This is a genomic window from Kitasatospora cystarginea, from assembly GCF_039533515.1.
GTDB classification, from domain to species: domain Bacteria; phylum Actinomycetota; class Actinomycetes; order Streptomycetales; family Streptomycetaceae; genus Kitasatospora; species Kitasatospora cystarginea.
This window is the reverse complement of the sequence record NZ_BAAATR010000022.1, coordinates 77757-104440: the sequence shown is the minus strand read 5'-3', so window position 1 is coordinate 104440 and position 26684 is coordinate 77757. Positions and strand designations below refer to the sequence as shown.

Here is a 26684-nt window from a genome sequence, read left to right as displayed (position 1 = left end):
GCGCACTCGGTCAGCTGACCAAGGCGTACATCGTCGGGTACGTGGTGCCGGACCTGCGTAGAACGCCGAAGGGGCCCGGTTCCCCGGGCCCCTTCAACGTCGGTGCTACTTCTTCTCCTTCGGGGCGTCCGCGTCCGTCGACAGCGCGGCGATGAAGGCCTCCTGCGGGACCTCCACCCGGCCCACCATCTTCATCCGCTTCTTGCCTTCCTTCTGCTTCTCCAGCAGCTTCCGCTTACGGGAGATGTCACCGCCGTAGCACTTGGCGAGGACGTCCTTGCGGATCGCGCGGACCGTCTCACGGGCGATGACCCGCGAGCCGATGGCGGCCTGGATCGGCACCTCGAACTGCTGGCGGGGGATCAGCTTCTGCAGCTTCCCGGCCATCATCACGCCGTAGCTGTACGCCTTGTCCTTGTGCACGATCGCGGAGAAGGCGTCCACCGCGTCACCGTGCAGCAGGATGTCGACCTTGACCAGGTTGGCGCTCTGCTCGCCGACGGGCTCGTAGTCGAGCGAGGCGTAACCACGGGTCTTGGACTTCAGCTGGTCGAAGAAGTCGAACACGATCTCGGCGAGCGGCAGGGTGTAGCGCAACTCGACCCGGTCCTCGGAGAGGTAGTCCATGCCCTGGAGGGAACCGCGGCGGGACTGGCAGAGCTCCATGATCGCGCCGACGAACTCGTTCGGCGCCAGGATGGTGCCGCGCACGACCGGCTCGAAGACCTCGGCGATCTTGCCGGTGGGGAACTCGCTCGGATTGGTGACGGTGTGCTCGCTGCCGTCCTCCATGACCACCCGGTAGATCACGTTGGGCGCGGTGGAGATCAGGTCGAGGTTGAACTCGCGCTCCAGGCGCTCCCGGATGATCTCCAGGTGCAGCAGGCCGAGGAAGCCGCAGCGGTAGCCGAAGCCGAGCGCGACCGAGGTCTCCGGCTCGTAGACCAGCGCGGCGTCGTTCAGGCGCAGCTTGTCCAGTGCGTCGCGCAGCAGCGGGTAGTCGGAGCCGTCCAGCGGGTAGAGACCGGAGAACACCATCGGACGCGGGTCCTTGTAGCCGCCCAGCGGCTCCGTGGCGCCCTTGTGCATCGAGGTGATCGTGTCACCGACCTTGGACTGCCGGACGTCCTTCACACCGGTGATGATGTAGCCCACCTCGCCGACTCCGAGGCCGTCGGCGACCTTCGGCTCGGGCGAGATGACGCCGATCTCCAGCAGCTCGTGGGTGGCGCCGGTCGACATCATCGCGATCCGCTCGCGCTTGGTCAGCTGGCCGTCCACCACACGGACGTAGGTGACCACGCCGCGGTAGGAGTCGTAGACCGAGTCGAAGATCATCGCGCGGGCCGGGGCGTCCGCGACGCCGACCGGGGCCGGGATGTTGTCGACGATGTGGTCGAGCAGGTCCTCGACGCCCAGACCGGTCTTCGCGGAGACCTTGAGCACGTCCGACGGGTCGCAGCCGATGATGTGCGCGATCTCCGCCGCGTACTTCTCGGGCTGGGCGGCCGGCAGGTCGATCTTGTTCAGCACCGGGATGATCGTGAGGTCGTTCTCCAGCGCCAAGTACAGGTTGGCGAGGGTCTGCGCCTCGATGCCCTGGGCCGCGTCGACCACCAGGATGGTGCCCTCGCAAGCCGCCAGGGAGCGGGACACCTCGTACGTGAAGTCCACGTGGCCCGGGGTGTCGATCATGTTCAGGATGTGCGTGGTGCCCGCGTTCTCGCCGGTCCGCGGTGCCCACGGCAGGCGCACCGCCTGCGACTTGATGGTGATGCCGCGCTCGCGCTCGATGTCCATCCGGTCGAGGTACTGGGCACGCATCTGGCGCGGGTCCACCACACCGGTGATCTGCAGCATCCGGTCGGCGAGCGTGGACTTGCCGTGGTCGATGTGGGCGATGATGCAGAAGTTGCGGATCACCGCCGGGTCGGTGCGGCTGGGCTCTGGCACATTGCTGGGGGTCGCGGGCACCTTGGTCCGATTCTCCGTTGGTCCGGGGGCCGGGGCGTCCGGGTCATCGCTGACCGGCTTCCCGGGGACCGGACGGTCTCGTCCGATCGAAATGGTTCCATCCATCTTCCCACGACGGCGGACCTGTGCGCGGTTCAGCTCTTGCCCAATCGCCTTCCCCTCCCACCGGCCCCGGGAAAAGCCCGGCGGCCAGGCCCGTGGAACGCACCCCACTCGATGTCCCGCCCGACTACGGACAGGCGCTCGTCGTGGCGTTTACCCAGGCCAGACCACTGATTGCAACCCAGCGGGGCCACTTCTCGCCTCAGCTGCGACGGTGCCCGGGCAAGACGCCGCCTGGACGGGGGGCTCGCGCCGTCTCCTCCGGGTCGCCCGGCGGACGCCGGCCGACCGCACGGACGGCTCCGGAACCCACCGGAGTACCCGGGGTGGCGGGCACCGCCGCCCCGAAGCCACCCCGAATCGTCCCCCGGGGCCGCCGAGGTCCAGCAGTACGACGAGCGGTACGGGAAGCCGCTGCTCACCGTTCCCGTCCGCGGATCGTCACACGGACGAAGTGGCCGGTTTGGGCCGTTGCAGGGGCCCCTGGTAGCGTGGGGCGCTGCACCTGGCCTCGGCATGCCCTCTCAGCGGGTCGAGGAGCACCGGGTGTGCACCCGTAGACCGACATCACAGACTGAGGCTCCTTCGTGGCGAACATCAAGTCCCAGATCAAGCGCAACAAGACCAACGAGAAGGCGCGCCTGCGCAACAAGGCCGTCAAGTCCTCGCTGAAGACCGCCCTGCGCAAGGCCCGCGAGGCCGCCGCCGCCGGCGAGACCGAGAAGGCCGTCGAGCTGGCTCGCGCCGCCTCCAAGGCTCTCGACAAGGCCGCCAGCAAGGGCATCATCCACAAGAACCAGGCCGCCAACAAGAAGTCGGCGATCACCAAGCGCGTCAACACCGCCGCCTGATTCACCCCCGGGCCTCGCCCGGACCGGTCGGCATGGACTCCGCGGCCCTCTACCCGCCTCCCGTCCGACCATCCTCCTCGACTCGCGACCGGCCCTCTACCCGGTGCACCGAGGCGCATGACTCCGTACCGCACGCGGCCTGCGTTCGCCACGCGGGTGCGGTACACAACAGAACCGAAAGGCGTCACGCCCAGCCCCTTCCCGGGGCGGCCGCGGCGCCTTTCGGCGTCCCGAGGCCCAGTTTGGTGACTCTGCGCAATCAGTCGACTACCGATATCGTTCGGTGGACTGACCACGCAGCACACCCTCTGGGGGGCGCATCAGATGTCATCGCCGACCGACGCCGGGCCCGGGTACGGCTACGGCTACCCCGGACCGGCGGCCGCCTACGGACCGCCCTCGCCACCGCACTTCCCGCCGTCGGCCGCGGCCCTGCCGGCGCCCGTCGGGCGGAGCTCACGCCGGGGGCTGTGGTGGGGCGTGGCGGGCGCACTGGCCGCCTCGGCGGTGTGGGCGGCGGCGGTGATCACCGTTCCGACCCTGGTCACCATCGGCGGTCCGCTGAGCCCGGGTGGCTACCGGGTGGTGAACGACCTCTGCGGCGCCGCACGGCTGAGTCGCTTCACCCAGCTCTACCCCGCCCAGTCCGGCGTCCCGTACCACTACTCGACCCGGCACTCGACGCTCGACGACATGTACTGCAGCCAGTACCGGAAGAGAGCCGACGGCGACAGCGAGTACTCCTCGCTCTACCTGGAAGCGCAGCTGCACAAGGCGGTCGACCCACGCCCGGAGTTCGCGGCCCAGCGAGCCAGCCTGAGGCAGCGCCGGTACCGGATCACCCCGGTCCACGGCCTCGGCCAGGAGGCGTACGTCGGCTACCTGGACGATCCCAGCAGCGCGGACCACTCCTGGCACTACCTCACCCAGGTGCTGTACGTGCGGGACGGCGCCCTGACGTACTACCTGAGCTGGTCGGGGTCGTACCAGGTGGGCAAGAGCAGCCCGCCGGACCCGGAGACCCTCCGGCAGGCGCTGGTGATGGACAGCCGGGACGTGCTCACGGCCATCGGCGGAGCCTTCGGAGTCTGACGGCATCGCCGGGCTGCCGACTCAGGAACCGGCTGCCTGCTGCCGGCCGGGCGGGGAACCGGCTGCCTGCTGCCGGCCGGGCGGGGAACCGGTCAGTACGGGCAGCCGGTCAGTACGGGCGCGCGCCCGAGCGGGCGGCGCGGGCCACGGCGACCACGGCTCGCTCCAGCGCGTACGCGGGGTCGTCCGAGCCGCCCTTGACCGCGGCGTCCGCCTTGGCGATCGCCGTCAGAGCGGCGGCCACCGAGTCCCCCGTCCAGCCACGCATCTGCTGGCGGACCCGCTCGACCTTCCACGGCGGCATGCCCAACTCGCGGGCCAGATCCGCCGGGCGCATGTTCCGGCCGGTCGTCGCCAGCCGGCCGATGCTGCGGACACCCGAGGCGAGGGCGTAGGTGATCCCGGTGGGGGGCTGGCCGACCGCCAGTGCCCAGCGCAGCCGCTCCAGTGCCTCCGCCGCCCGTCCGGTGACCGCGAGATCGGCCACCTCGAAGCCCGTCGCCTCGGCCCGGCCGCTGTAGTAACGGGCCACCACCGTCTCGTCGATGGTGCCCTCGACGTCAGCGGTGAGCTGGCTGCACGCGGCGGCCAGTTCGCGCAGATCGCTACCGAGCGAGTCCAGCAGGGCCTGGCATGCCTCCGGCGTCGCGGAACGGCCCAGCGTGCGGAACTCGTTACGGATGAAGGCCAGCTTGTCACCGGACTTGGTCAGCTTGGCGCACTGCACCTCGCGCCCGCCCGCCTTGCGGCCTGCGTCCAGCAGGCCCTTGCCCTTCGCGCCACCGGCGTGCACCAGCACCATGATCACCTCGTCGGCGGGCGCTTCGAGGTAGGCCTTGACCTCCTTCACCGACTCGGCGGAGAGATCCTGCGCGGCGCGGATCACGATGACCTTCCGCTCGGCGAAGAGCGACGGCGTGGTCAACTCGGCCAGCCCGCCGGGCTGGAGGGTGCCGGGAGCCAGATCGCGCACATCGGTGTCCGGATCGGCCGCCTTCGCAGCGGCCACCACCTGGGCCACCGCACGGTCGAGCAGCAGCTCCTCCTGTCCGACCGCGAGGGTCAGCGGGGCGAGCAGGTCGTCGGGTGCACTCTTCCTGGCCATCGCCTACCAGCATCGCACGCTGCGCCGACAACAACGGCCGGACCCGCTCTCCCCAGTGGACGGCAGGATCTGCACAATGGTGCGGTGACAACGAACTTCACTCGTCAACTCCTCGTTCTTCCCGACCGTGACGCCGCCGACGAGGTGGCCGAGGAGCTCTCCGCGCGCTGGCCCGACCTGGGCGAACTCGAAGTCGTCCGCGACTCGCTGGCCGGCGAGGACGATGCCGAGGACGCCCAGTGGCTGGTCGTCGTGGACCCGCCGGAGGAGACCGGCTGGACCCCTGAGCTGCTGGCCGCGCTGGACACCCTCGCCGCCGACCAGGACGGCTGGCGCGAGGAAGGCTGACACCTGGGGACCGCGAAGCGGACCTGCTGGAGGCCGGACTCGCCAACGCGCCGCGAAGCTGGCCGCGTTGTGGGTCCGAGTGCACCGTGACCGAATCCGACGGGCGCTGTGCCGAGGTGGAGAGCCTCCGGCACGGCGCCACCACCTGGCACGGAGAGCCCGGTTCGACGAGAGCCCGGTGAAGGCGGGGGTCCGGTACGGCGATTGCCCGGTATGAGCGAGGGCCTTCGTCTATAGCGATGGCCCGGTGCGGCAGGAATCGGGCTCAGCGACAACCGGTCCGGCAGGAGCCCTTCCCCGCGACGCCGACGAGCGGCGGAGCTCGGGCGGGCGACTCCGGATGGCGGGGATGGGTAGCGACGCTGAGCGCGGACGGGGTACCCAGGATCGCGATATCGCCGACCTGGTCGGTGCGCATCACCGTTGCTCCGAGGGCGCGCAGCCTGGAGACGGTCTGGGCCGCCGGGTGCCCGTAAGGGTTGTCGCTCCCGCAGGAGATGAGAGCCAGGTGGGGATGCAGGGCCGCGGTGAAGTCCCAGTCCTGGTTGCCCGAACCGTGGTGCGCCACCTTGAGGACGTCGACCCGGGGCGGCGTCAGCCGGGCGTGCAGAGCGGCCTGCGCCGGCGGTTCCAGATCGCCCAGCAGGGCAATCCGCAGCGGACCCGAGGACGGCCCGACCGCTGCCAGCAGTGCGACGCTGGCATTGTTCGCGCCCGGAGTGGCCGGCCCGAGCGTACTGTCGGGCCACAGCACGTCCCAGGAGAGTTCGGGCCCGGCGAAACGGTGTTCACCGCGCTTGGCGCGCACGACCGGAACGCCGGCCGCGGCCGCCCAGGCGACCACCCGGGCGTACTCCCCCGCCGGCGTGTCCAGCGTGGTGACCTGGAGCGCCCCGACCCGGCGACCGTGCAGGACCCCCGGCAGTCCCTCCGCGTGGTCGGCGTGGAAGTGACTCAGAATCAGCAGCGGCACCTTGGTGATGCCGAGGTCGCGCAGACAGGTATCGGCAGCGTGCGGATCGGGTCCGGTGTCCACCACGATCGCACTGTCGGGAGACTCGCCACCGGCCGAGCGGATGGGCAGCACGGTCATGTCGCCTTGGCCGATGTCGCACATGACGAGCTGCCAGCCCTTTGGCGGCCAGCCGGTGGCGATCCTGGTGAGCGTGGGCGGCCGCAGCAGGACGACCAGCATGATCAGGCCCAGGACCAGCGTCAGGACAGCTCTGACCCGGCGGGTGGCGAACGGATTCCGACGGGTGTCCACCGACGGAGAAACGGCGCCGCCCCGACCGACTGCGGAGGCGGCGGACGAGGCCGTCGGTCGTGCGGGGATCAGGAACGGACGGGCTGCCCAGACCAGGGCGACCGTTGTCAGAGCGAGCAGGATGGCACCGAACGGGCCGCCGGGCCAGGCTAGTTGGGCGCCCGGGAGCGCAGCGCCGGTCCGCGCGACGCCGGCCAGCCAGGCGACGGGCAAGGCCGCCAGATCGGCCAGGAATCGCGCGGCGGGGTGGGAGACCGGGTCGGCCACCAGCGCGGCGAACCCGAGCAGGGTTGTCGGTGCGACGGCGGGCTCGGCCAGCAGATTGCAGGGGACCGCGGCCAGGCTGACCCGGGGTGCCAGCAGGATCGTGACCGGCGCACAGAGCGCCTGTGCGGCGGCCGTGGCCGCGACGGCGCTGGCCAGGTGATGCGGCCAGCGCCGTTCGACCAGTGCTGCCATCCAGCGCGGGCCAAGGGTGAGCAGACCGGTGGTGGCCAGCACCGACAGGACGAACCCGTACGAGCGGGCGAGGTGGGGATCGAGGAGGATCAGCCCGAGTACGGCGGCGGTCAGTGCCGGAAGCGCCTGGCGTGGCCGCCCGGTGCCCAGGGCCAGCATCCCGACCAGACCGGTGGCGGCGGCCCGGAGCACGCTCGGATCCGGTCGGCAGACTGTGACGAACGCCAGCGTGAGCCCTGCACCGAGTACGGCGGTCACGCGCAGCGGCAGGCCCAGGCGCCCGGCCAGCCCACCGCGACCGGATGTGCCCGCGTGGCCGGGGGCTCCGACCAGGACGGTCAGCACGATCATCAGGTTCGCGCCGCTGACGGCGGTGAGGTGGCTGAGGTCCGTGGCGTGGAACGCCTCGTTCAGGTCGTCGGGAAGACCGGAGGTGTCGCCGACCACCAGTCCGGGCAGCAGCCCCCGGACATCGGCGGGCAGGTGCTCGCAGGCGGCACGGAGGCCGGCCCGCAACCGGCCGGCCAGTCGCTGGGGCAGGCTCGGCGGGATGAGCAGTTCGGGCTGGCCGCGTGCCAGCAGGACGGCTGCGGTCTGCGCGCCCTCACGGGCGGGAAGCACCCGTACGTCCGTCCGCAGCCGGGTGGAGGGGAGCAGGTCGTGCCAGGCGTCGGCGTCCTGGGCGTGGACCATGACGGTCACCGGAGTTCGGGTCCGGACTGTGCGGGGAGTGCCAGCCGCCGTCCCGGCCGAGTTCCCGGCCAAGTTCTCAGCCGACGTCCCGGGCGGTGTCGCGATCGGCGTCCCAGGCGCTGCCGTGGTCGGCCCTCGGCTCGGACGGGCAGCCGAGGACTTGGGCGAAGGACCGGCTCCGGAAGCGTCCGCGTTCGCGGACTGCGGAAGGGTGACGCTGTCGACGATGGCGGCCACGGTGAGCAGGGACCGCCCCGGACTGGTGCCGCGTGCGTGCGAGGTGTGGACCTCAGGGTCTCCGGCGATGGTGAGACTGACGGTCAGTTCCGGTGACGGCGCCGCCTTCGGGGTGCCGGCGCCACCGGACGGATCGGCCGGGTCGGGGTTGCCGACGGAGGCGGAGACCTGCGAGCGGGCGAGGGCGGGCAGCGGACCCCGATGGAGATCGGCGGTGTGCAGCAGGGTGGTGACCGTCGCAGCGGTCGCGGTGAGGATGGTGGCGGCCAGGAGGAGGGACATACGCCGGTGCCGCTCTACGGGCCGCACGAGGAGCAGCAGCGCAACGGCCACCGCGAGCACGGCCAAGGGCGGGCACCACGATCGGTGTTCCGGCGCCAGACCGAGAACGGTGAAGGCGGCCACCCAGGCGGAGAGCGCCGGGAGGATGAGACGGAGGTCGGCGGGTTCGCGGTTTGCGGGCGAGCGGTACAGGGCCGCGGCCTCGGACAGGGCGATCACGGTGCACCTCCGTCGGACGGTCGGCGGTCGGTGTGCGGGCGGGGTGGGAGCCGCTCTGCGGGCATCGGCTGCAGGCGAAACGGGCGGGCGGTGGCGGCAGGCGGTGGCGGCAGGTGTCGACTGACAGAGCGTCAGAGAATGAGCAGGGCACGCAGGTCGCTGAACTTACGGGCTCCGATACCGCTGACCTGCCGGAGCTGCTCCAGGGACCGGAATCCGCCGTGCTCCTGACGGAAGGTGACGATTCGCTGGGCCAGTGTGGGACCGACTCCGGGGAGTGTGTCGAGTTGCTCGACGGTTGCCTGGTTCAGGCTGAGTGGTCTGCGCGGCCCGGCGGCGGCGACCGGGGGCGGTTGGTCGGCCGGCGCACCGACCACGATCTGCTCGCCGTCGGTGAGCAGCCGGGCGAGGTTGACGCCGGAGGTGTCCGTGTCCGGCAGCGGTCCGCCGGCGGCATTCACCGCATCGGCGACCCGGGACCCGCTGGGCAGTGTGCGCAGTCCGGGGTGCTGGACCTTCCCCGTCACCTCCACGACCACCACGGCGCCCGACGGCCTCGGGGGCGACGAGGCCGACGGATCACCGCCGCTCCCTGGCGCGGCGACTGCAGGACTCGGGGTGACCACGGTGGTCGGGATCGCCACCGCCTCCGGTCGCCCGAGCCAGAAGTGCTGTACGGCGTAGCCCACGGCGAGCAGGAGCAGCACGGTCAGCCCGAGAACCGCCCGCCGATCGAGCGCCAGGCCGGAATGCAGGCTCGGTAGCCGTACCCGTCGTCGCCGCGCCCCTGCTGGACGGTCGACGGCATCGGTCGGGGCCGGGAGCCGGGCGGCAGGGGTCGGTACTCGGTCGGCGATGTCGAGGCCACGGACATCGGGCTCGGGGACAGCGGGCTCGGGGACAGCGGAGCGGCGAGCAACAGGGTCGAGGGCAGCGGGGTCGGGGGCGCCGACGGCGGCATCTGCCCTCCGACCGGTCTCATCCGCACCGGACGGCGACCGGACACGCTCACCGAGTGGCGCCTCGGGCAGCCCGGCCGCGCGGCGCTCGTAGTACCGCAGCAGCGATGCGGCGTCCTGTGCGGGCAGGACGGCCCCGGGGAACGGCACCTGCCCGACGGCCGAAGCGGCCTCAGGTTGTGGAGTGTCGGGCGGCTGATCTGGCTCGGAGAGCTCGCCCGCCTCCGAGGAGCCCGGAACGTCCGCGGTGTCCGTGACCTCCGACAAATCCGGCGTGTCCACGGTGTCCGGCACGGCCGGGGAATCCGACGCGTGCGAGACGTCCGGAGCCCCCGACGGGGAATCGGGTCGAGATGGCGCAGCCGTCCACCGGGTACCCCGGGAGCCGGCCGGCCTGTCCGGGACCGGCCGCTGCGACGGCTGGTCGGTCGGGAACAGGTTGGCCACCCGGTCCCGGACGGCTTCGGTCGTGTCGCGGCGGCGGGCGGCGCCCGGTGTCAACGTCCTCATGGCGAGGACGGTACGAGCGGTTCGACGCTTCGCCCCGCCCCGGCCCGATTCCTGTGGACAACTCGCGGTTGTGGATATCTCCTATCACCCGGATGGGTGGTCTTCAGCCGAAATACCGGAACCTGGGACGCCAGAGCACCCACGCACACCCACACACCCGCGATGCATTACCCAGCACGCGGTGGTCCCTGCTTCCCGGTCTGGTCCCCCAGTACCGCGCACCTCGGAACACCGGCTCCCCAGTCGGCCCCTCAGCGCGGCGCGACGACCACCGCGAGCAGCCCCGGCCCGACATGCGCGCCGATCACCGCGCCGACCTCGCCCACGTACAGGTCTCTCAGCCCGGGGATCCGCTCCCGCAAGCGCTCGGCCAGCGGCTCCGCACGTTCCTCGGCCGCCAGGTGGTGCACGGCGATGTCCACGTCGGCCGCCCCCGCCCGGTCGACCGCGAGCTCCTCCAGCCTGGCGATCGCCCGGGAGGCGGTCCGGACCTTCTCCAGCGGCTCGATCCGGCCGTCGGACAGGTGCAGCAGGGGCTTCACCGCGAGCGCCGAGCCGAGCAGCGCCTGTGCGGCGCCGATCCGGCCGCCGCGCCGAAGGTGCTCGAGGGTGTCCACGTAGAAGAAACTGCTGGTCATCGCCGCGCGGGCGGTGGCGGCGGCCACCGCCTCGTCAAGACCGAGCCCCGCCTCCACCGCCCGCGCGGCGGTCAGCACGGTGTGGCCGAGCGCCATGCCGACCAGGCGGCTGTCGACGACCCGGACCGGAATCCCGGCCTCGCCGGCGGCGAGCCTCGCGGCCTCGTACGTACCGGAGAGCTCGCCCGAGATGTGCACCGAGACGACTCCGGAGGCGCCTTCGGCGGCCGCGGCACGGTAGGCGGCGGCGAAGGTCTCCGGGCTGGGCCGGGAGGTGGTCACCCTGCGCTTGGCGCGCAGTGCCTCGGCAACCTCCTTCGGGGAGATCTCCACGCCCTCGGCGAGCACCTCGTCGCCCACCGCGACGCTCAACGGGACCACCGCGATCCGGTGCCGGTCGATGGCTTCCTGCGGCAGATAGGCCGTCGAGTCGGTGACGAGTGCGAGGCGGTCGGGCATGAGCCGGAGGTTACTCCCCGTCCGGCACAGAAGACAGTTGTGGCGGACAGCACTCCCGACTGCGGACGACCGGCCAGGTCTGCGGCCGGTCCGTGTCCCGCTGCCACGCGCTCGCGCCGGACGTGCGCGGCAGGGTGCGTGTCGCCGCCCACCGAGCCCTGGACGCCTCGGTCTCCGGCGCGGACGGGCACATCAGCGCATCGACCGCGTAGCCGCACGCCGCTTCGCCGTGCCCGACGCCTCGGGCCGGTCCCGCCGGGTCAGCCTGCCGAAGAGCTGCCGGTCGAGGGCTTGCGCAGCCGCTCGGCAAGCCGGGCCAGCGGTTCGGCGGCGAGTCCGAGCACGTCCTCGGCACCCGGCTGACGCCCCGCGCCGAGCCCCTTCCGCTCCGCGCCGGACGACGCCTGCCCCGAAGACCGCCCCGCCCCTTGCCCCTGAGTGGAAGCCGTGAAAGCCCCGGCCCCGTTCCCGGCGGCATCCGCCGCAGCCGCGGAGGCGGCCGTCGGCTCCCAGTGCCGCAGCGACCCCGCCTCGGCCTCGCATGCCTCGGTCAGCCGGGCCAGCTCGTCGTCCGCGAACCGGCGCATCCGGTCCTGCGCGGCCCAGCGCATCGACTCCGCGGAGTGCGTGATCCGCTCGGCCCGCTCGGTCAGTTCCGCCAGCTTGGCGGTGACCCGGCTCTGGTCGGGCTCGCGCTCCAGGATCCTCAACTCGCCGTCCAGCTCGGCCGCGTGCGAGTCGAGCCGGGCCAGCAGCTGGAGCGCCTCGGTGAGCTGGCCGTCCTCCGACAGGCCGGCTTCCAGCACCTGGCGGGTGCTCTCCAGCGAGGTGCGCAGCGAGAGGCGGACCGCCGAAATCCGGCCCACGGGGCCGGGCTTGGTGAAGGTCTTCGCCTTCAGCGCGGCGTTCTCGACCGCGCGGCGGGCGTTCGCCTCGTGCTCACTGACCTTTGCCGCGACCCGCTTGGTCGCCTTCACCGCCCCGACCGCCAGCATGGCCAGCGCGGCCACCGTGAAGAGCAGGACCAAGCCGAGCACTACACCGATCGCGTCCATCACCAGCCACCTTCCACACCCGTCAAGGTCTTCCACGGTAGCCGTCCCCACCGCTGCGGGGATTCGCAAAACCGGACATCCCGCCCGAGATCAGGGGACCCTCAGGGACATCCCCCACGGCATCGGCCACCGCCCCCGGAGGGAACGGCGCAAGGAACGGCGGAGCCGTCGCCGAAAGCAGCGAGGGTGGCCCTCCCCGGAGCCCGAACGGGGCTCCGGGCAGGACCACCCAGCGACTGCGGGCAGGACCACCCGGCGACTGTGCGGGACGGGCCGCCCGCCGCTACGGGCAGGCCGCCCGGCAGGGCTCCCGTCAGCCCGTGACGATGTTCACCAGCTTCGGCGCCCGCGCGATCACCTTGCGCACGGGAGCGTCGCCGATCGCCGCGACGACGGCCGGCTCGGCCAGCGCCAGCGCCTCCAGCTCGGCGTCGGAGATCGACGGCGCGACCTCCAGCCGGGCCTTGACCTTGCCCTTGATCTGGACCACGCAGGTGACCGTCTCGTCCACCACGTAGGCCGGGTCGGCGACCGGGTAGTCGACGTACGCCAGCGAGCCGTTGTGGCCCAGCCTGCGCCACAGCTCCTCGGCGATGTGCGGGGCCAGCGGGGCGATCAGCAGCACCAGCTGCTCGGCCACCGCACGGGGCGTGGAGCCGCGCTTCACCAGGAAGTTGTTCAGCTCGATCGCCTTGGCGACGGCGGTGTTGAAGCGCAGACCCGCCATGTCGCCGCGGATCCCGTCGATCGCCTTGTGCAGCGCGCGCAGGGTGGCCTCGTCGGGCGCCTCCTCGGTGACCACCAGCTCACCGGTGGTCTCGGAGACGATGTTGCGCCAAAGCCGCTGCAGGAAGCGGTACGAGCCGACCACCGCGCGGGTGTCCCACGGGCGGGAGACGTCCAGCGGGCCCATCGACATCTCGTACAGGCGCAGCGTGTCGGCGCCGTACTCGTCGGCGATCTCGTCCGGGGCGACCGCGTTCTTCAGCGACTTGCCCATCTTGCCGGCCTCGCGCCTGACCGGCTGGCCCTGCCAGAAGTACTTGCCGTCGCGTTCCTCGATCTCGGCGGCGGGCACCGGGAAGCCGCGCTCGTCGCGGTAGACGTCGGCGGTGATCATGCCCTGGTTGAACAGCTTGTGGAACGGCTCGACCGAGGAGACGTGGCCCAGGTCGTGCAGCACCTTGTGCCAGAAGCGGGCGTACAGCAGGTGCAGCACCGCGTGCTCGGCGCCGCCGACGTACAGGTCGGCACCGCCGGCCGGCTTGTCGGCGGTCGCGCCCAGCCAGTACTGCTCGTTGGCCGGGTCGACGGCCTTCTCGCCGTTGACCGGGTCGACGTAGCGCAGTTCGTACCAGCAGGAGCCGGCCCAGTTGGGCATGGTGTTGGTCTCGCGGCGGAAGCTCCTCGGGCCGTCGCCCAGGTCCAGCTCGACGTTGACCCAGGCCTCGTTGCGGGACAGCGGGGTCTTCGGCGAGGAGGTGGCGTCGTCGGGGTCGTAGGTGTGCGGCGAGTAGTCCTCGACCTCGGGCACCTCGACCGGCAGCATCGACTCGGGCAGCGCGTGCATCACGCCGTCCTCGTCGTAGACGATCGGGAACGGCTCGCCCCAGTACCGCTGGCGGCTGAACAGCCAGTCGCGCAGGCGGTAGTTGACGGTGCCCTCGCCGATGCCCCGCTCGGTCAGCCAGGCGGTCACCGCGGCCTTGGCCTCGACCACGCTCAGGCCGTCCAGTGCCAGGCCGTCGTGCGCCGAGTTGACGATGACGGAGTCGTAGGTGTCGAAGGCGTCGTCCCAGGTGTGCGGGTCCTTGTCCCGGCCGTCGGTCGGCTGGACGACGCAGGCCATCGGCAGCGAGAAGGCGCGGGCGAAGGCGAAGTCGCGGTGGTCGTGGGCGGGGACGGCCATGATGGCACCGGTGCCGTAGCCCATCAGCACGTAGTCGGCGATGAAGACGGGGACGGGCTTCCCGGTGACCGGGTTGGTCGCGTACGCGCCGGTGAAGACACCGGTCTTGACCTTGGCGTCCATCTGGCGCTCGACGTCCGACTTGGCGGCTGCGGCGGCCCGGTAGGCGGCGACGGCCTCAGCCGGGGTGTGGGCGCCGTCCTTCCAGTCATTGTGGGTGTCCGACGGCCAGGCGGCCGGGACGATCGAGTCGACCAGCTCGTGCTCGGGGGCCAGCACCATGTACGTGGCACCGAACAGGGTGTCGGGGCGGGTGGTGAAGACGGTGATCGACCGGTCCTCGCCGACCGCGAAGTCGACCCGGGCACCCTCGCTGCGCCCGATCCAGTTGCGCTGCTGCAGCTTGATGGCCTCGGGCCAGTCCAGCAGGTCCAGGTCCTTGATCAGGCGGTCGGAGTACGCGGTGATCCGCATCATCCATTGGCGCAGGTTGGACTTGAAGACCGGGAAGTTGCCGCGCTCGGAGCGGCCGTCCGCGGTGACCTCCTCGTTGGCCAGCACGGTGCCCAGGCCCGGGCACCAGTTGACCGGCACCTCCTTGGCGTACGCCAGGCGGTACTCGCCCAGCACCTCGTCGCGCTCGGCGGCGGTCAGCTCGGACCATGCGCGGCTGCCCGGCACCTCGCGCGAGCCGTCCTCGAACTGGGCGATCAGCTCGGTGATCGGGCGGGCCTTGGCGGCGTCCGCGTCGTACCAGGAGTTGAAGATCTGCAGGAAGATCCACTGGGTCCAGCGGTAGTACTCGGGGTCGATCGTGGAGATCGAGCGGCGCGAGTCGTGGCCCAGGCCCAGGCGGCGCAGCTGCTGACGCATGTTGGCGATGTTCGCCTCGGTGGAGACCCGGGGGTGGGTGCCGGTCTGCACCGCGTACTGTTCGGCGGGCAGGCCGAAGGCGTCGTAGCCCAGGGTGTGCAGCACGTTGTGGCCGGTCATCCGCTGGTAGCGGGCGTACACGTCGGTGGCGATGTAGCCCAGCGGGTGGCCGACATGCAGGCCGGCGCCCGAGGGGTACGGGAACATGTCCATGATGAAGCTGTGCGGCTTCGCAGTGACGTCACCGGCGGTCGGGTCGACCAGCGCGCCCACCGGGTTGGGCGCGTTGAACGTCCCCTCCTTCTCCCAGACGTCCTGCCAGCGGGACTCGATCTCCGCGGCCAGGGCCGCGCTGTACCGGAAGGGCTCGCCGGCGGCCTCGACGGCGGCGGAAGCAGGTGTCGTCTCGCTCATGGTCCTTCAAGCTCCATCGATGTCAGTTAGCGAATCGTCAGCGGGGCAGCGCCCTGGGAAGGAAGCAGCGCGTAAAACAAAAAAGCCCCTCGCAGGAGGGGACGCCACGCCGACTCCGGCACCGCCCGAAGGCTCAGCCGGTCCTGGTCAGCGCGGCCGGCTAAGGAGCAGGCGCACGGTTCGCATGGGCTCAGGGTACCGCACGGTCAAGCGGCGGCCACCTGACTATCCGGCCTTGACCGCCGCGTCGAACTCCCGGAGGGCGGCGGCCACCCGGCCGGACTGCATGCCGGCCGCGAGCATCCTCGCCTGGTCCGCGGTCTCGGCGGCGCCTTCGTGCTCGCCGGTCCGCCGGTAGGAGTCGGCCAGCCGGACCAGCAGCAGCGCCTTGGTTCTGGCTCGTTCGGGCGCGAGGGCGGCGGTGGCGGAGGAGAGCAGGCGGCGGGCCCGCTCGTGGTCACCGAGGAAGAGGTAGCCCTCCCCCACCATGCCCTGCAGATCGGCGCGCTCCTGGCCGCGATCCTCCCCCGCGGCCTCCTCCAGCGCGTTGAAGGCGAGTTCGGCGACCGCCTCGGCGCTGATCTGCTCGCCCTTGCGGCCGTGTGCCCGGGCGATCCGGCCGAGTTGCAGCGCCCGTTCGGCCGGCGCCAGCACCTCGTCGGCGGCGCGCAGCGCGGTGGAGAGCATCGCGACCGGGTCGAGGCCGCGCCCGGCCGAGTTGTAGGTGGCCTGCACGGCCAGGCAGCCGACCACGCTCACGCCGAGCCGGGGGTCGCCGCAGACGTGGGCGGCCCGCAGCGCGGCGACGAAGGCGCGCTGCGCGGCGGCGTCATGGCCCATGTCGTAGCTGGCCCAGCCGACCAGCCGGGCCAGCCGGCCCGCCACCCCGTACAGCTGCCGGCCGAGTTGCTCGCCGTACGAGCCGAGTTCCAGCAGCTTGCCCGCCAGCGCCAGTTCGGCCTTGGCGGGGCTGAGGATCAGCCCGCCACCGTAGGCGCGCTCCAGGCGCTGCTTGCTGTCGTGGGAGGTCCGCAGGTCGGCGAGGTGCGCGGCGGCGATCCGCAGCGCACCCTCGCCGCCGGTGACCTCGGGCGGCGGGGAGGCCCAGTGGCGGGCGGCCTGTTCGAGTTCGGCACCGCGGAACAGGTCGGTGAGGCGGACCGGCGTGCTGTCGGCACCGGCCTCGCGCAGGGCGGTCTGCGCGGTGTCGGCGGTCCACGGATCGGTGAGCAGCCGGGGCGAGAGCATCTTGGCACCGCGTCCGCTGCCCATCCGTCCCCAGAGCTGCTCGTACGTCACTGCGATGCCGACGGCTCGGCCGAGCACCTCGCAGACCGTCTGGTCGTGCGGTGACCTGGGCACCATGCCGCGGTCGCGCCACTTGTAGGGGGCGGTGGAGCTGATGGCGAGCTGGGCGGGGAGGCCGGAGTTGACCTCGCGGGCGAGGCGCTCGGGGCTCCAGCCGAGCTGGTGGAGTATCCGGGCCAGTTCTTCGTTCCGCTTGCGCGCCAGATCCGCCATGGCACGACCGTAACCGCCGGGCCGGGCAACGGGGTAGAGCACCCGCCGGGCCGAACACCGGCGCGCGGCGCGGGACTTCGGGGTGAACAGCACGAAAGGCCGCCTCCCGACCCGGGAGACGGCCTTCTTCCTGTGGAGCTACGGGGAATTGAACCCCGGACCTCTTGCATGCCATGCAAGCGCTCTACCAACTGAGCTACAGCCCCTTGTCCTGCTTGTCATCCGAGGTCTTCCTGCGGTCCCCCTCGGCGACGTGCACAACTGTACACGGTCCGGCGACCAGTCCCCTAATCCGTTCTTCAGCCCACTCGCGAACGCGCACGGTAGTCGGAGCCTCACGCCGCGGATCACCATCAAAGCTTCACGGAGGACCGTCTTCCGCTTCCCCGGTCATCCCTCGTACGCTTCCCGGACCCGGAAGCGGCCGGCCGTCGCTGCTCGCCCCCATGGAGCAGCGCCGGCCGGCGCGGGACGAACCCGTTCGCGTCAGGCGACGCCCCCCGATGCGCAGCACGCGGGCGGCGGCCAGCAGCCGCGACCACCTGCAGCGCGCGCCCCGAAGTAGCGGCCGGGCCGGAGCAGTTGAGCCCCCGGGGAGGACGGCGCCGAGCGGTCGCCCCCATCCACCACGTGCACACCGGCCGCACCGCCGCGAACGCCGAAGGGCACCTACCGGATCGGTAGGTGCCCTTCGGCTTCTGTTGTGGAGCTACGGGGAATTGAACCCCGGACCTCTTGCATGCCATGCAAGCGCTCTACCAACTGAGCTACAGCCCCGCGAGCCGTGCGGCCCTTTCGGACCGCCGACGCGGAGTGGAGCTACGGGGAATTGAACCCCGGACCTCTTGCATGCCATGCAAGCGCTCTACCAACTGAGCTACAGCCCCTCGGAGGATTCCCGCCTCCCTGCCGGTCGGCGTTCTTTCCTGCGAACGAGGAAGACTCTAGCTGGTCAGGCCCGGAACTGCGAAATCCGTCGTTCGGACGGCCTCAGGTCTCGTCTCCGATGACCGGCTGCGGCAGCGTGCCGGCGTTGTGCTCCAGCAGCCGCCAGCCCCGCGTGCCCTGGCCGAGCACCGACCAGCAGCAGTTGGAGAGACCGCCGAAGCGCTCCCACAGGTCCGCCTCCATGCCGAGCAGCCGGCCGATCATGGTGCGGATGGTCCCGCCGTGGCTGACCACGACCAGCGTGCCGTCCACGGGCAGCTTCTCGACCGCCGCCAGCACCACCGGGACGGACCGGTCCGCCACCTCGGTGGCCAGCTCGCCGCCGCCGCGCCGGACGGGCTCGCCCTTGGCCCACGCCTCGTACTGCTCCGGGTACCGCGCCCTGATCTCGGCATTGGTCAGCCCCTGCCACTCGCCCGCGTAGGTCTCCCGCAGGCCCTCGTGGTGGTCCACCTCGAGGCCGCTGACCTTGGCGAGCTCGGCGGCGGTGCGCCGGGCCCGGGTGAGGTCCGAGGAGATCAGCAGGTCGGGACGCAGGCCCGCGAGCAGCTTGGCCGCCCGCTTGGCCTGGAAGACCCCCTGGTCGGTCAGGTCGATGTCGGTCGTGCCCTGGAAACGGGACTCCAGGTTCCAGGAGGTCTGGCCGTGCCGCCAGAAGACGACGCGCGGGCCCCCTGCGGCGCGGCTCAGCGCTCGTCCTCGGCGATGGCGTTGCCCTTGGCGTCGGTGACCACGTCCTGGGGACGGTTGCGGGTCGCCAGCGCGTCGGCGGGCAGCGGCAGCTCCGGGCAGTCCTTCCAGAGGCGGTCCAGCGAGTAGAAGGAACGCTCCTCGGAGTGCTGGACGTGCACCACGATGTCCAGGTAGTCCAGCAGGATCCAGCGGCCCTCGCGCTCGCCCTCGCGGCGCACCGGCTTGACGTCCAGTTGCTCGCGCAGTTGGTCCTCGATCTCCTCGGCGATCGACCTGACCTGGCGGTCGTTGTTTGCCGAGGCGATCAGGAAGGCGTCGGTGATCGACAGCACCTCGCTGACGTCGAAGGCGATGATGTCGTGGGCCAGCTTGTCGGCCGCCGCCTGGGCGGCGACGGTGATCAGTTCCTGGCTCCGGTCAGTGGCAGTCACGGTGTTCTTCCCGCTCGTTGTACACAGATACGGTTTCCAGGATCTCATGAACGCGTGAAGGCCCCGGAGAATTCTCCGGGGCCTTCGATCCGCAGGCGGCTACGGGTTCTTGCCTGGCTGGTAGTCCTTGCCCAGCACCACCACCAGGTCGGCGTTCTGCGCGTCGGTGGTCTTCTTCACCGCCGACTCGTTCAGACCGAGCGTGGTCGCCAGCGACTTCGCCGCCGCCGCCCTGGCGTCGTCGGTGTAGCGGATCTCGCTGGTCGCCTGGGTGCTGCCCGACTTGCCGCTGCTCGGGACCACGTTCAGACCGGCGTTGGAGACCTGCACCAGCGCCGAGGTCGCCGCCTGGTCGTTGCCCGAGGCGTTGACGATGCTGACCCGGGGCGTCCCGGTGCCGCTCTGGGCCTTGTGCACCGTGCCACCGAGCACCTGCTTGACCTGCGCGCCCGCCGTCGCCTCGTCCAGCGTGCCGTCCGGCTGCACCTTGAGCGTGCTGGTGCTGAAGGCGCCGTCCTTCGCGAGCTGGGCCAGCTGGGCCAGCACCCCGGCCAGCGCCTGCTCGGGCAGCGACGGGTCGAGCACCGCGTTCATCCGGTGCACGTCGTCCTGTGCCTCGGGCAGGTCGGTCGGCATGGCCCGCACCACCGCGTCCAGCACCTGCCCGAACCGGGCCAGCTGGGCGTCCCGGCCCTCGCCGGGTGCCTGGTAGGTGGCGTACGCGACGGCCGCGTCACCCGACAGCGTGGTGCCCTTGCCGGCCGGGGTGACCTTGCCGTCCGCCCCCTTCACGTCCGCGTTGGTGTCCACCCGCACGCCGCCGAGCTGGGAGACCAGCAGCTGCAGGTACGGGGTGTCCAGCCGCCAGGTACCGGCGACCGGGGCGCCCAGCACGGTCTTCAGGCCCTCCCTGGTGGCGGAGGCGCCGACGGTGTCCATCGCCTGCCCGATCGGGACCGTCGGGGAGTCACCGGCACTGGGCAGCTTGAGGATGTCCGGCAGCAGCAGGATCGAGCCCTTGTGCGCGCCCGCGTCGTTGACCAGCAGCACACTGGTCACCTTGCCGTTGAGATCGCGCAGTTGGACCACGTTCACCTGCCGCCCCCCGGCCGCCGCCGCGACGGTCTTGGTGCCGCCCAGTTTCCCGCTCCACCACAGGTAGCCCACCCCGCCACCGGCGAGCACGACCAGCGCCACCACGGCCGCGATCAGCCGGTTGCGCAGCCTGCGCTTGCGCTCGGCCCTGACCTCGGTCCGCGACTCGGCGAACTTCAGCCAGTCGATGACGTCCTCGGTCTCCTCCGCCTCCTCGTCGAGGAAGGTGAACTCGCCCGTCACGTAGGGGTCGTCCGGCTCGGTCCGCTCGGGTCTCGGCCTCGCCGCCGGCTGGGCCGGAGCCGACCGCCGCACCTGCGGCGGCACCGGCGCCGCGGCGGCCGGCGCCGTCTCCGCGGGCGTCTGCGCGGGGACGACCGGCTGCACCACCGGCTGGGCCGCCGGCTGCTGCTGGTAGTAGTACTCCTGCTGCTGCGGCTGGTACGGGTGCTGGGGCTGCCCGTACGGATCGTGCACCGGTTCCTGCAGCGGCTGCTGGTAGTAGCCCTGCTGCTGGTACTGCTGCGGCTCGTACGGCTGCTGCTGATAACCCTGGTACTGCTCCTGCGGGTACCCCTGTTGCTGCCCGTACTGGTACTGGCCCTGCGAGTACTGCGGGTCCTGGCCGTGCTCAGGCCGTCCGTACCCGTCGTAGCCAGGCTGCGGGTACCAGCCGTCCTCCGGTCCCCTGCGGTCTGCCGTTCCGGTCACGCGGCGCCTCCCGGGATCAAGGCTGCTGGGCCGGCGCGTACAGCGCCCGCTTGTGGATGTAACGGACCACGCCGTCCGGGACGAGGTACCAGACCGGCTCGCCCTTGGCGACCCGCATCCGGCAGTCCGTGGAGGAGATGGCCAGCGCGGGCACCTCCACCAGGGAGACCCCGCCCACCGGAAGCCCGGCGTCCGACAGGGTGTGCCCCGGGCGGGTGCAACCGATGAAGTGGGCGAGCTCGAAGAGCTCCTCCGAGTCGCGCCAGGACAGGATCTGGGCCAACGCGTCGGCGCCGGTGATGAAGAACAGCTCGGCGTCCGGGTGCAGGGCGTGCAGGTCGCGCAGGGTGTCCACGGTGTAGGTGGGGCCCTCGCGGTCGATGTCGATCCGGCTGACCGAGAACTGCGGGTTCTCCGCGGTGGCGATGACCGTCATCAGGTAGCGGTCCTCGGCGGGGGTCACCTCACGGTGGCTCTTCTGCCACGGCTGCCCGGTCGGCACGAAGATCACCTCATCGAGGTGGAATGCGCTCGCCACCTCGCTGGCGGCGACCAGGTGCCCGTGGTGGATCGGATCGAAGGTGCCGCCCATCACGCCTAGGCGCCGCTTCGCCGCTCCGCCGGGGGTCTTGGCCTGCTGTCCCATGCCGCCACACCTTACGCGACCCGCGTTACCCCCGGACAAGCCCGGACGCCGGGACAACGACGAGGAGCGTCCGGCGGACCGCCGGACGCTCCTCGTCACCGATCAGTAGGAGCGCGCTGCTCAGCGGTCGCGGTTGAAACGCGTGGTCACGAAGAGCAGCAGCAGCAGGATCACGAAGGCGGAGCCGCCGGTCACCAGCGGGTTGAGGCTCTCGTGGTTGCCACCCTCGGCGATCCGGGAAACGGCGGGCAGAACGTTATTGCTCATGGTCGGCAGACCTTCTCGGCTCGGGTGAGGGACCAGGACGCGGGCCGGTGGCCAGCGTCCCTATCGTACGGGTGGTCCTTCGGCAACCGCGCGGCGGCCCACCGCGTCTGACCCCCCGTAGGCGTCCGCACGGGATCAGTTGCCGCCGTTGCCGCTGCGGAAGGCCCGCGCCATGATCCAGACCAGCAGGCCGACACCGACGAAGGACGCCACCAGGATGATCCGCAGGAACAGCCCGGGGCCCGACTCCGTGGAGATCGGCCCGGCCAGCTGCGTGAGGCTCTCGACAGTGGACATGGTGGGCTCCTCAGGACGGGTGACGGTCCCGCGGGACCTCCGGTAGGCCCAGGGTAGCCCCGGGCACTCCGGACGGCGGACGGCACCCCCGGCGTACCGTGGGCGGCGGGGACGAGTACGGACGAACAAGCGTTGTAGCCAACAGCAGCGGGGGCCGGACGTGAGCCGGTGCCGGCATCGACCAGGAGGTACTCACATGACCGACATGACCAAGCCGAGCACGCCGAGCCGCCGCCGCGAACGCTTCCCCGGGATCTCCACCCGGGCCTGGGAGCACCCGGCGGACCGTTCCGCCCTGGTCTCGTTGCGCAAGCTCTCCGGTTTCGACGAGGTCCTCAAGAAGCTGGCCGGCCTGGTCTCCGAGCGCAGCGTCCGCCTGATGTTCCTGGCCACCGCCGTCCGCGCCAGCGAGCGGCAGTTCCCCGAGCTGTACGACATGGTCCGCGACGCCGCCTACGTGCTCGACCTGGAGCGGGTACCGGACCTGTACGTGACCCAGGACCCGGCGGTCAACGCCATGTGCATCGGCATGGAAACCCCGATCATCGTGGTCACCACCGGCCTGGTCGAGCTGCTCGACGAGGAGGAGCTGCGGGCCGTGATCGGCCACGAGGTCGGCCACGCGATGTCCGGCCACGCGGTCTACCGGACGATGCTGCTGATCCTCACCAACATCGCCGCCCGGATCGCCTGGCTCCCGCTCGGCAACCTCGCCATCACCGCCGTGATCACCGCGCTCAAGGAGTGGTTCCGCAAGGCCGAGCTCTCCTGCGACCGGGCCGGGCTGCTGGCCGGCCAGGACCTCCAGGCGTCCATGCGCGGCCTGATGAAGCTGGCCGGCGGGCACAATCTGGCAGAGATGAACGTGGACGCCTTCCTGGAGCAGGCCGAGGAGTACGAGAAGGCCGGCGACCTGCGCGACGGAGTGCTCAAGCTGCTCCAGGTGCTGCCGCAGACCCACCCCTTCGCGGTGGTCCGGGTGGCCAAGCTGAAGAAGTGGGCGGAGAGCGAGGAGTACCGCTCGATCCTGGCCGGCGCCTACCCGCGCCGCGAGGACGACCCGGACACCTCGGTCGGCGAGCAGTGGAAGGCCGCCGCCGACTCGTACTCCAGGAGCGTCAAGGAGAGCAAGGACCCGCTGATGGGCCTGCTGCGCGATGTGGCGGGCGGTGTCGGCACCGTCGGCGGCAAGCTCCGCGACACCTTCACCGGCACCCGCCACTCCGACGAGGACTAGCGCCACCTCGCGGGCGCGCGGAACCACAGTCGCGCCGTTCCTCGCGCCCGCGCGCCGGGTACGGTCCTCGGTCCGCCGTGGAGCTCAGTGCCCGGCGCCCAGCGGACCGAGCACCCCGCACACCTGCCAGGCCGGCACCGTGTGATCGGCCGGATCCACTGCCGGCGGCGTGCCGGCCGACTGCCCGGCCAGCAGCGGCTGCAGGTGGTCGGCCAGCGGTGCCCCGCACGCCATGGGCCCGGCCTGCAGCACCGCGTCCACCAGCCGCGCCCGGCCCGCCCCGATGTCCGTGTGGTCGAACTCGAACCGCAGCTCGCGCCGGACACTGAACAGGCTGACCGGCGCGGAGGTGTCCGTCCCGGCCGGCCGCAGCGCGTAGACCAAGGTGTGGTCGGTGTCGATCTCCAGCGTCGCACTGTCCGCCTCGGTGACCTTCATACCGCCGGCCACCTTGACCGAGTCGACGGCCAACGCCACCTTGCCCGGGTCGAACCGGACCAGCCAGCCCGTGGCGGCGTGGTGCTGGTCGTCGCCCGGCGAGTTCAGACTCTGGTCGTACTGCGCCTGCTCGCCGGGCGTCACCAGGGCGCGGACCGCCCCCGTCTCCCCCTGCACGAGGGTGGCGGGGTTGAGCGCGGAGGCGACCAGGAAGTGCTGGACGGTGTCCAGGGCCCGGGTGACCTCGATCCTGGTGAAGTGCGCCGTGGCCGAACCAGCGGGGATGCCGAGCCCCGCGGCGCCGTCGGCGTAGCCGGGGGGCAGCGCGGCGAACGGGCTCTTCGGATCCGCCACCGCCGGGACCGCCGAACTCGGGCTGAGCGCCGCCATGCTGACGGTCAATTGGTTGCCGGTCGGCTGGACGCCCATCCGGCGCGGTGAGCTCACCCCGAAGTAGACCGCCGCCGCGAACGCCATCACGACGAGCAGCAGCAGCGCCACCGCCTGCCGGGGCAGCGAACCGATGTGGCCGAAACCCAGTCTCGGCCGCACCCCCCGCGAGTAGCCGCCGAGCCGCTCGCTGGCCGACAACTCCTGGATCCGGGCAGCCCGGACGAACGACTCGTCGAACACGACGGACCGGTACTCGTCCTCGTTTCCGGAACCACCGTCGGGCACACCCTCCGGAGGTTCGCGCGGGTCACCCATAACACCAGGGTAAGACCGGGGTACGGCCCGTCTCGAGGCCTGCGACGCAACTTCTGAGCGGCAGCCGGCGACCGCTGCGAGCGGCGCCCGTCACCCGGTCTGCAGCGCCATCGGGGCGGTACCCACCGGGGCGCTCGGTGTCGCGCCCGCGCCGGTCGCACCGGCACCGGCCGTACCGCTCTCCGGACGGCTGGTACCCGTCTCCGGACGGCGCGGGGAGTCGGCGGCCCCGCCGGCCCCCCGGTAGATCGCGGCGACCGCCACCGCGGCCACCCCGACCACCATCACCACCGCCAGCACCCAGGCCACCGGGCGGTGCCAGCGCTGCTGCGCCACGTACCGGCCGCCGCCGGCCCGCCTCGGGTCGTACCCGCCGAAGGACCTGGTCCTGCGGCGCCACCGGGCGGCCCGTCCGGCCCGGCCCGGGGCTGACCACGGGTCAGGGTATTGGCGGTCGTCGTCCAGGCTCGGGTGCGGGCGCAGCTCCAACGGGAGCCCCTCCCCGCTGACGGTCATCTCGTAGCCACGGCCGAGCAGTCCGGTGTCCGGCTCGAACCTCGCCTCGGCGGCGGCCAGCTGGCGTTCCCTGGCGCTCGGCTCGTGCACGGCGGCGGACCGGACGAATGCCTCGTCGAGCACCACGGTGGCGAACTCGTCGTCCGCACCACCGTGGTCGGCGCCGTCGGGGTTCGGCGAGCCCCCCACATCCTCAGCCACGGACTCAGGGTATTACCGGGCGCGCCGTTTGTCTGTGGCTCCCGCCAGTTGGCCTTGGACGAACCGTCCCGCTCAGGACTCGGCCGAGCCCACGGTCTGCGCCGCCTCGCCGCGCACATGCCCGTCACCAGTGACGATGTACTTGGTGGAGGTCAGCTCCGGCAGGCCCATCGGGCCCCGGGCGTGCAGCTTCTGGGTGGAGATGCCGATCTCCGCGCCGAAGCCGAACTCACCCCCGTCGGTGAACCGGGTGGAGGCGTTGACGGCCACCGTGGTCGAGTCGACCAGCTGGGTGAAGCGCCGGGCGGCCGCCTGCGAGGTGGTCACGATCGCCTCGGTGTGGCCGGAGGACCAGCGACGGATGTGCTCCACCGCGGCGTCCAGCGAGGGCACCACGGCGGCGGCCAGGTCCAGGGACAGGTACTCCGCCTCCCAGTCCTCCTCGGTCGCCGGGACGACGGTGGCCCGGCCGCCCTCGGCCGCCTTCAGCACCGCCTCGTCTCCGTGCACGGTGACTCCCGCCTCGGCCAGCGCGTCGAGGGCGAGCGGCAGGAAGGCGTCCGCGATGTCCTGGTGCACCAGCAGCGTCTCGGCGGAGTTGCACACACTGACCCGCTGGGCCTTGGAGTTGAGCAGGATGCCGACGGCCATCGCGAGGTCGGCCCTGGCGTCCACGTAGACGTGGCAGTTGCCGGTACCGGTCTCGATCACCGGCACGGTGGAGCCCTCGACGACCGTACGGATCAGCGAGGCGCCGCCGCGCGGGATCAGCACGTCCACCAGGCCCCGGGCGCGCATCAGCTCCTGCACCGAGTCCCGACTCTCGCCCGGGACCAGCTGGATCACGTCCGCGGGCAGCCCGGCCGCGGCCACCGCGTCCCGCAGCACCGCGACCAGCGCGGTGTTCGAGCGGTAGGCGGAGGCCGAGCCGCGCAGCAGTACCGCGTTGCCGGACTTCAGGCAGAGCGCGGCGGCGTCCACGGTGACGTTCGGCCGGGCCTCGTAGATGATGCCGACCACACCGAGCGGGACCCGGACCTGCCGGACGTCCAGGCCGTTGGGCAGGGTGTAGCCGCGCACCACCTCGCCCACCGGGTCGGGCAGCCCGACCACGTTGCGGACATCGGCGGCGATCGCGGCGACCCGCTCCTCGGTCAGCGTGAGCCGGTCGATCACCGACTCGGCGGTACCGGCTTCCCGGGCACGGGCCACGTCCTCGGCGTTGGCCGCGGTGATCTCACCGCTCCGGGCCAGCAGCGCGTCGGCGATCGCGAGCAGCGCGTCGTCCTTAGCCCTGCGCGGCAGCGGAGCGAGCGCGGCGGCCGCCGCACGGGCTCGGCGGGCGACGGCGAGGACGGGACTGTCGGCGGTGGCGTGATCGCTGCTCATGCTTGAAAGGGTAGCGACTGCTGCAGCGCCGACCGGCCGCATTTCAACGGCCGAGACGGCCCCCGGACGCATGGGCGGCCGCTCGGGGCGCGAGGAGAGGTGCGGGGGCGGGAGACGCTCTCCGTGCGCCGGCCCAACAG

21 protein-coding genes and 3 tRNA genes are annotated in these 26684 nt (G+C 71.8%); 4 read left to right on the top strand and 20 right to left on the bottom strand.

All coding sequences use genetic code 11. The features are described from left to right. Positions 1 to 105: 105 nt before the first annotated feature. Positions 106 to 1974, bottom strand: coding sequence for a translation elongation factor 4 (lepA, locus tag ABD369_RS23465; protein ID WP_344638480.1), 1869 nt, complete (start codon positions 1972 to 1974; stop codon positions 106 to 108). Positions 1975 to 2663: 689 nt separating this feature from the next. Here lepA and rpsT point away from each other — a divergent pair. Both rpsT and ABD369_RS23455 read left to right on the top strand, forming a co-directional pair. Further along, the gene (gene rpsT / locus ABD369_RS23460) at positions 2664 to 2927 is read left to right on the top strand and encodes a 30S ribosomal protein S20 (protein ID WP_344638479.1); all 264 of its coding nucleotides are present in this window, start codon (positions 2664 to 2666) and stop codon (positions 2925 to 2927) included. A 324-nt stretch (positions 2928 to 3251) separates the two neighbouring features. Next, positions 3252 to 4019 (top strand): hypothetical protein, encoded by a 768-nt coding sequence (locus tag ABD369_RS23455; protein ID WP_344638478.1) that lies wholly within the window; start codon positions 3252 to 3254, stop codon positions 4017 to 4019. Between the two features lie 109 nt (positions 4020 to 4128). Here ABD369_RS23455 and holA read toward each other — a convergent pair whose 3' ends face one another. Next, positions 4129 to 5124 carry a DNA polymerase III subunit delta gene (gene holA, locus ABD369_RS23450; RefSeq protein WP_344638477.1) on the bottom strand — a complete coding sequence of 332 codons (996 nt, stop codon included), beginning with the start codon at positions 5122 to 5124 and terminating at the stop codon, positions 4129 to 4131. Between the two features lie 84 nt (positions 5125 to 5208). On the opposite strand from holA, the gene ABD369_RS23445 reads away from it, so the two are divergent. Continuing rightward, on the top strand, positions 5209 to 5472 hold the full coding sequence (locus ABD369_RS23445) for a hypothetical protein (RefSeq protein WP_344638476.1): 264 nt from the start codon (positions 5209 to 5211) through the stop codon (positions 5470 to 5472). Between the two features lie 265 nt (positions 5473 to 5737). Here ABD369_RS23445 and ABD369_RS23440 read toward each other — a convergent pair whose 3' ends face one another. The 15 genes from ABD369_RS23440 to ABD369_RS23370 form a co-directional block, all read right to left on the bottom strand. Beyond that, positions 5738 to 8629 (bottom strand): ComEC/Rec2 family competence protein, encoded by a 2892-nt coding sequence (locus ABD369_RS23440; protein ID WP_344638475.1) that lies wholly within the window; start codon positions 8627 to 8629, stop codon positions 5738 to 5740. Between the two features lie 131 nt (positions 8630 to 8760). Then, on the bottom strand, positions 8761 to 10098 hold the full coding sequence (locus ABD369_RS23435; protein WP_344638474.1) for a helix-hairpin-helix domain-containing protein: 1338 nt from the start codon (positions 10096 to 10098) through the stop codon (positions 8761 to 8763). Positions 10099 to 10349: 251 nt separating this feature from the next. Then, the gene (locus ABD369_RS23430; protein ID WP_344638473.1) at positions 10350 to 11195 is read right to left on the bottom strand and encodes a DegV family protein; all 846 of its coding nucleotides are present in this window, start codon (positions 11193 to 11195) and stop codon (positions 10350 to 10352) included. Positions 11196 to 11455: 260 nt separating this feature from the next. Continuing rightward, positions 11456 to 12250, bottom strand: coding sequence for a hypothetical protein (locus ABD369_RS23425; protein WP_344638472.1), 795 nt, complete (start codon positions 12248 to 12250; stop codon positions 11456 to 11458). A 313-nt stretch (positions 12251 to 12563) separates the two neighbouring features. Then, complete coding sequence (leuS, locus tag ABD369_RS23420) at positions 12564 to 15446, bottom strand: leucine--tRNA ligase (protein WP_344638471.1); 2883 nt, start codon at positions 15444 to 15446, stop codon at positions 12564 to 12566. A 225-nt stretch (positions 15447 to 15671) separates the two neighbouring features. After that, positions 15672 to 16967, bottom strand: coding sequence for an NsdA family TPR-like regulatory protein (locus tag ABD369_RS23415; RefSeq protein WP_344638470.1), 1296 nt, complete (start codon positions 16965 to 16967; stop codon positions 15672 to 15674). A 133-nt stretch (positions 16968 to 17100) separates the two neighbouring features. Then, positions 17101 to 17173: transfer RNA gene (locus tag ABD369_RS23410), tRNA-Ala, on the bottom strand. A 498-nt stretch (positions 17174 to 17671) separates the two neighbouring features. Beyond that, a tRNA-Ala gene (locus tag ABD369_RS23405) sits at positions 17672 to 17744 on the bottom strand. 37 nt (positions 17745 to 17781) lie between these two features. After that, a tRNA-Ala gene (locus tag ABD369_RS23400) sits at positions 17782 to 17854 on the bottom strand. 103 nt (positions 17855 to 17957) lie between these two features. Beyond that, positions 17958 to 18605, bottom strand: a complete 648-nt coding sequence (locus ABD369_RS23395; protein WP_344638519.1) for a histidine phosphatase family protein — start codon at positions 18603 to 18605, stop codon at positions 17958 to 17960. Continuing rightward, on the bottom strand, positions 18602 to 19039 hold the full coding sequence (gene rsfS, locus ABD369_RS23390; protein WP_344638469.1) for a ribosome silencing factor: 438 nt from the start codon (positions 19037 to 19039) through the stop codon (positions 18602 to 18604). Before rsfS ends, ABD369_RS23395 begins: the two co-directional genes overlap by 4 nt. A gap of 99 nt (positions 19040 to 19138) precedes the next feature. Further along, positions 19139 to 20845, bottom strand: coding sequence for an LCP family protein (locus tag ABD369_RS23385; RefSeq protein ID WP_344638468.1), 1707 nt, complete (start codon positions 20843 to 20845; stop codon positions 19139 to 19141). A 16-nt stretch (positions 20846 to 20861) separates the two neighbouring features. Further along, positions 20862 to 21491 (bottom strand): nicotinate-nucleotide adenylyltransferase, encoded by a 630-nt coding sequence (gene nadD / locus ABD369_RS23380; RefSeq protein ID WP_344638467.1) that lies wholly within the window; start codon positions 21489 to 21491, stop codon positions 20862 to 20864. Between the two features lie 120 nt (positions 21492 to 21611). Continuing rightward, entirely contained in the window at positions 21612 to 21758 is a 147-nt protein-coding gene (locus ABD369_RS23375; protein WP_344638466.1) for a hypothetical protein, read from the bottom strand. Between the two features lie 135 nt (positions 21759 to 21893). Next, positions 21894 to 22055 carry a hypothetical protein gene (locus ABD369_RS23370; protein ID WP_344638465.1) on the bottom strand — a complete coding sequence of 54 codons (162 nt, stop codon included), beginning with the start codon at positions 22053 to 22055 and terminating at the stop codon, positions 21894 to 21896. A gap of 196 nt (positions 22056 to 22251) precedes the next feature. On the opposite strand from ABD369_RS23370, the gene ABD369_RS23365 reads away from it, so the two are divergent. After that, positions 22252 to 23292 (top strand): M48 family metallopeptidase, encoded by a 1041-nt coding sequence (locus ABD369_RS23365; RefSeq protein WP_344638464.1) that lies wholly within the window; start codon positions 22252 to 22254, stop codon positions 23290 to 23292. An 84-nt stretch (positions 23293 to 23376) separates the two neighbouring features. On the opposite strand, the gene ABD369_RS23360 is transcribed toward ABD369_RS23365, so the two are convergent. The 3 genes from ABD369_RS23360 to ABD369_RS23350 form a co-directional block, all read right to left on the bottom strand. Then, positions 23377 to 24438 carry an SCO2583 family membrane protein gene (locus ABD369_RS23360; RefSeq protein ID WP_344638463.1) on the bottom strand — a complete coding sequence of 354 codons (1062 nt, stop codon included), beginning with the start codon at positions 24436 to 24438 and terminating at the stop codon, positions 23377 to 23379. Positions 24439 to 24528: 90 nt separating this feature from the next. After that, positions 24529 to 25155, bottom strand: a complete 627-nt coding sequence (locus ABD369_RS23355; RefSeq protein ID WP_344638462.1) for an SCO2584 family spore wall biosynthesis protein — start codon at positions 25153 to 25155, stop codon at positions 24529 to 24531. 72 nt (positions 25156 to 25227) lie between these two features. Further along, a complete protein-coding gene (locus ABD369_RS23350) occupies positions 25228 to 26544 on the bottom strand; it encodes a glutamate-5-semialdehyde dehydrogenase (protein WP_344638461.1) in 1317 nt (438 codons plus the stop codon). Between the last annotated feature and the right edge of the window lie 140 nt (positions 26545 to 26684).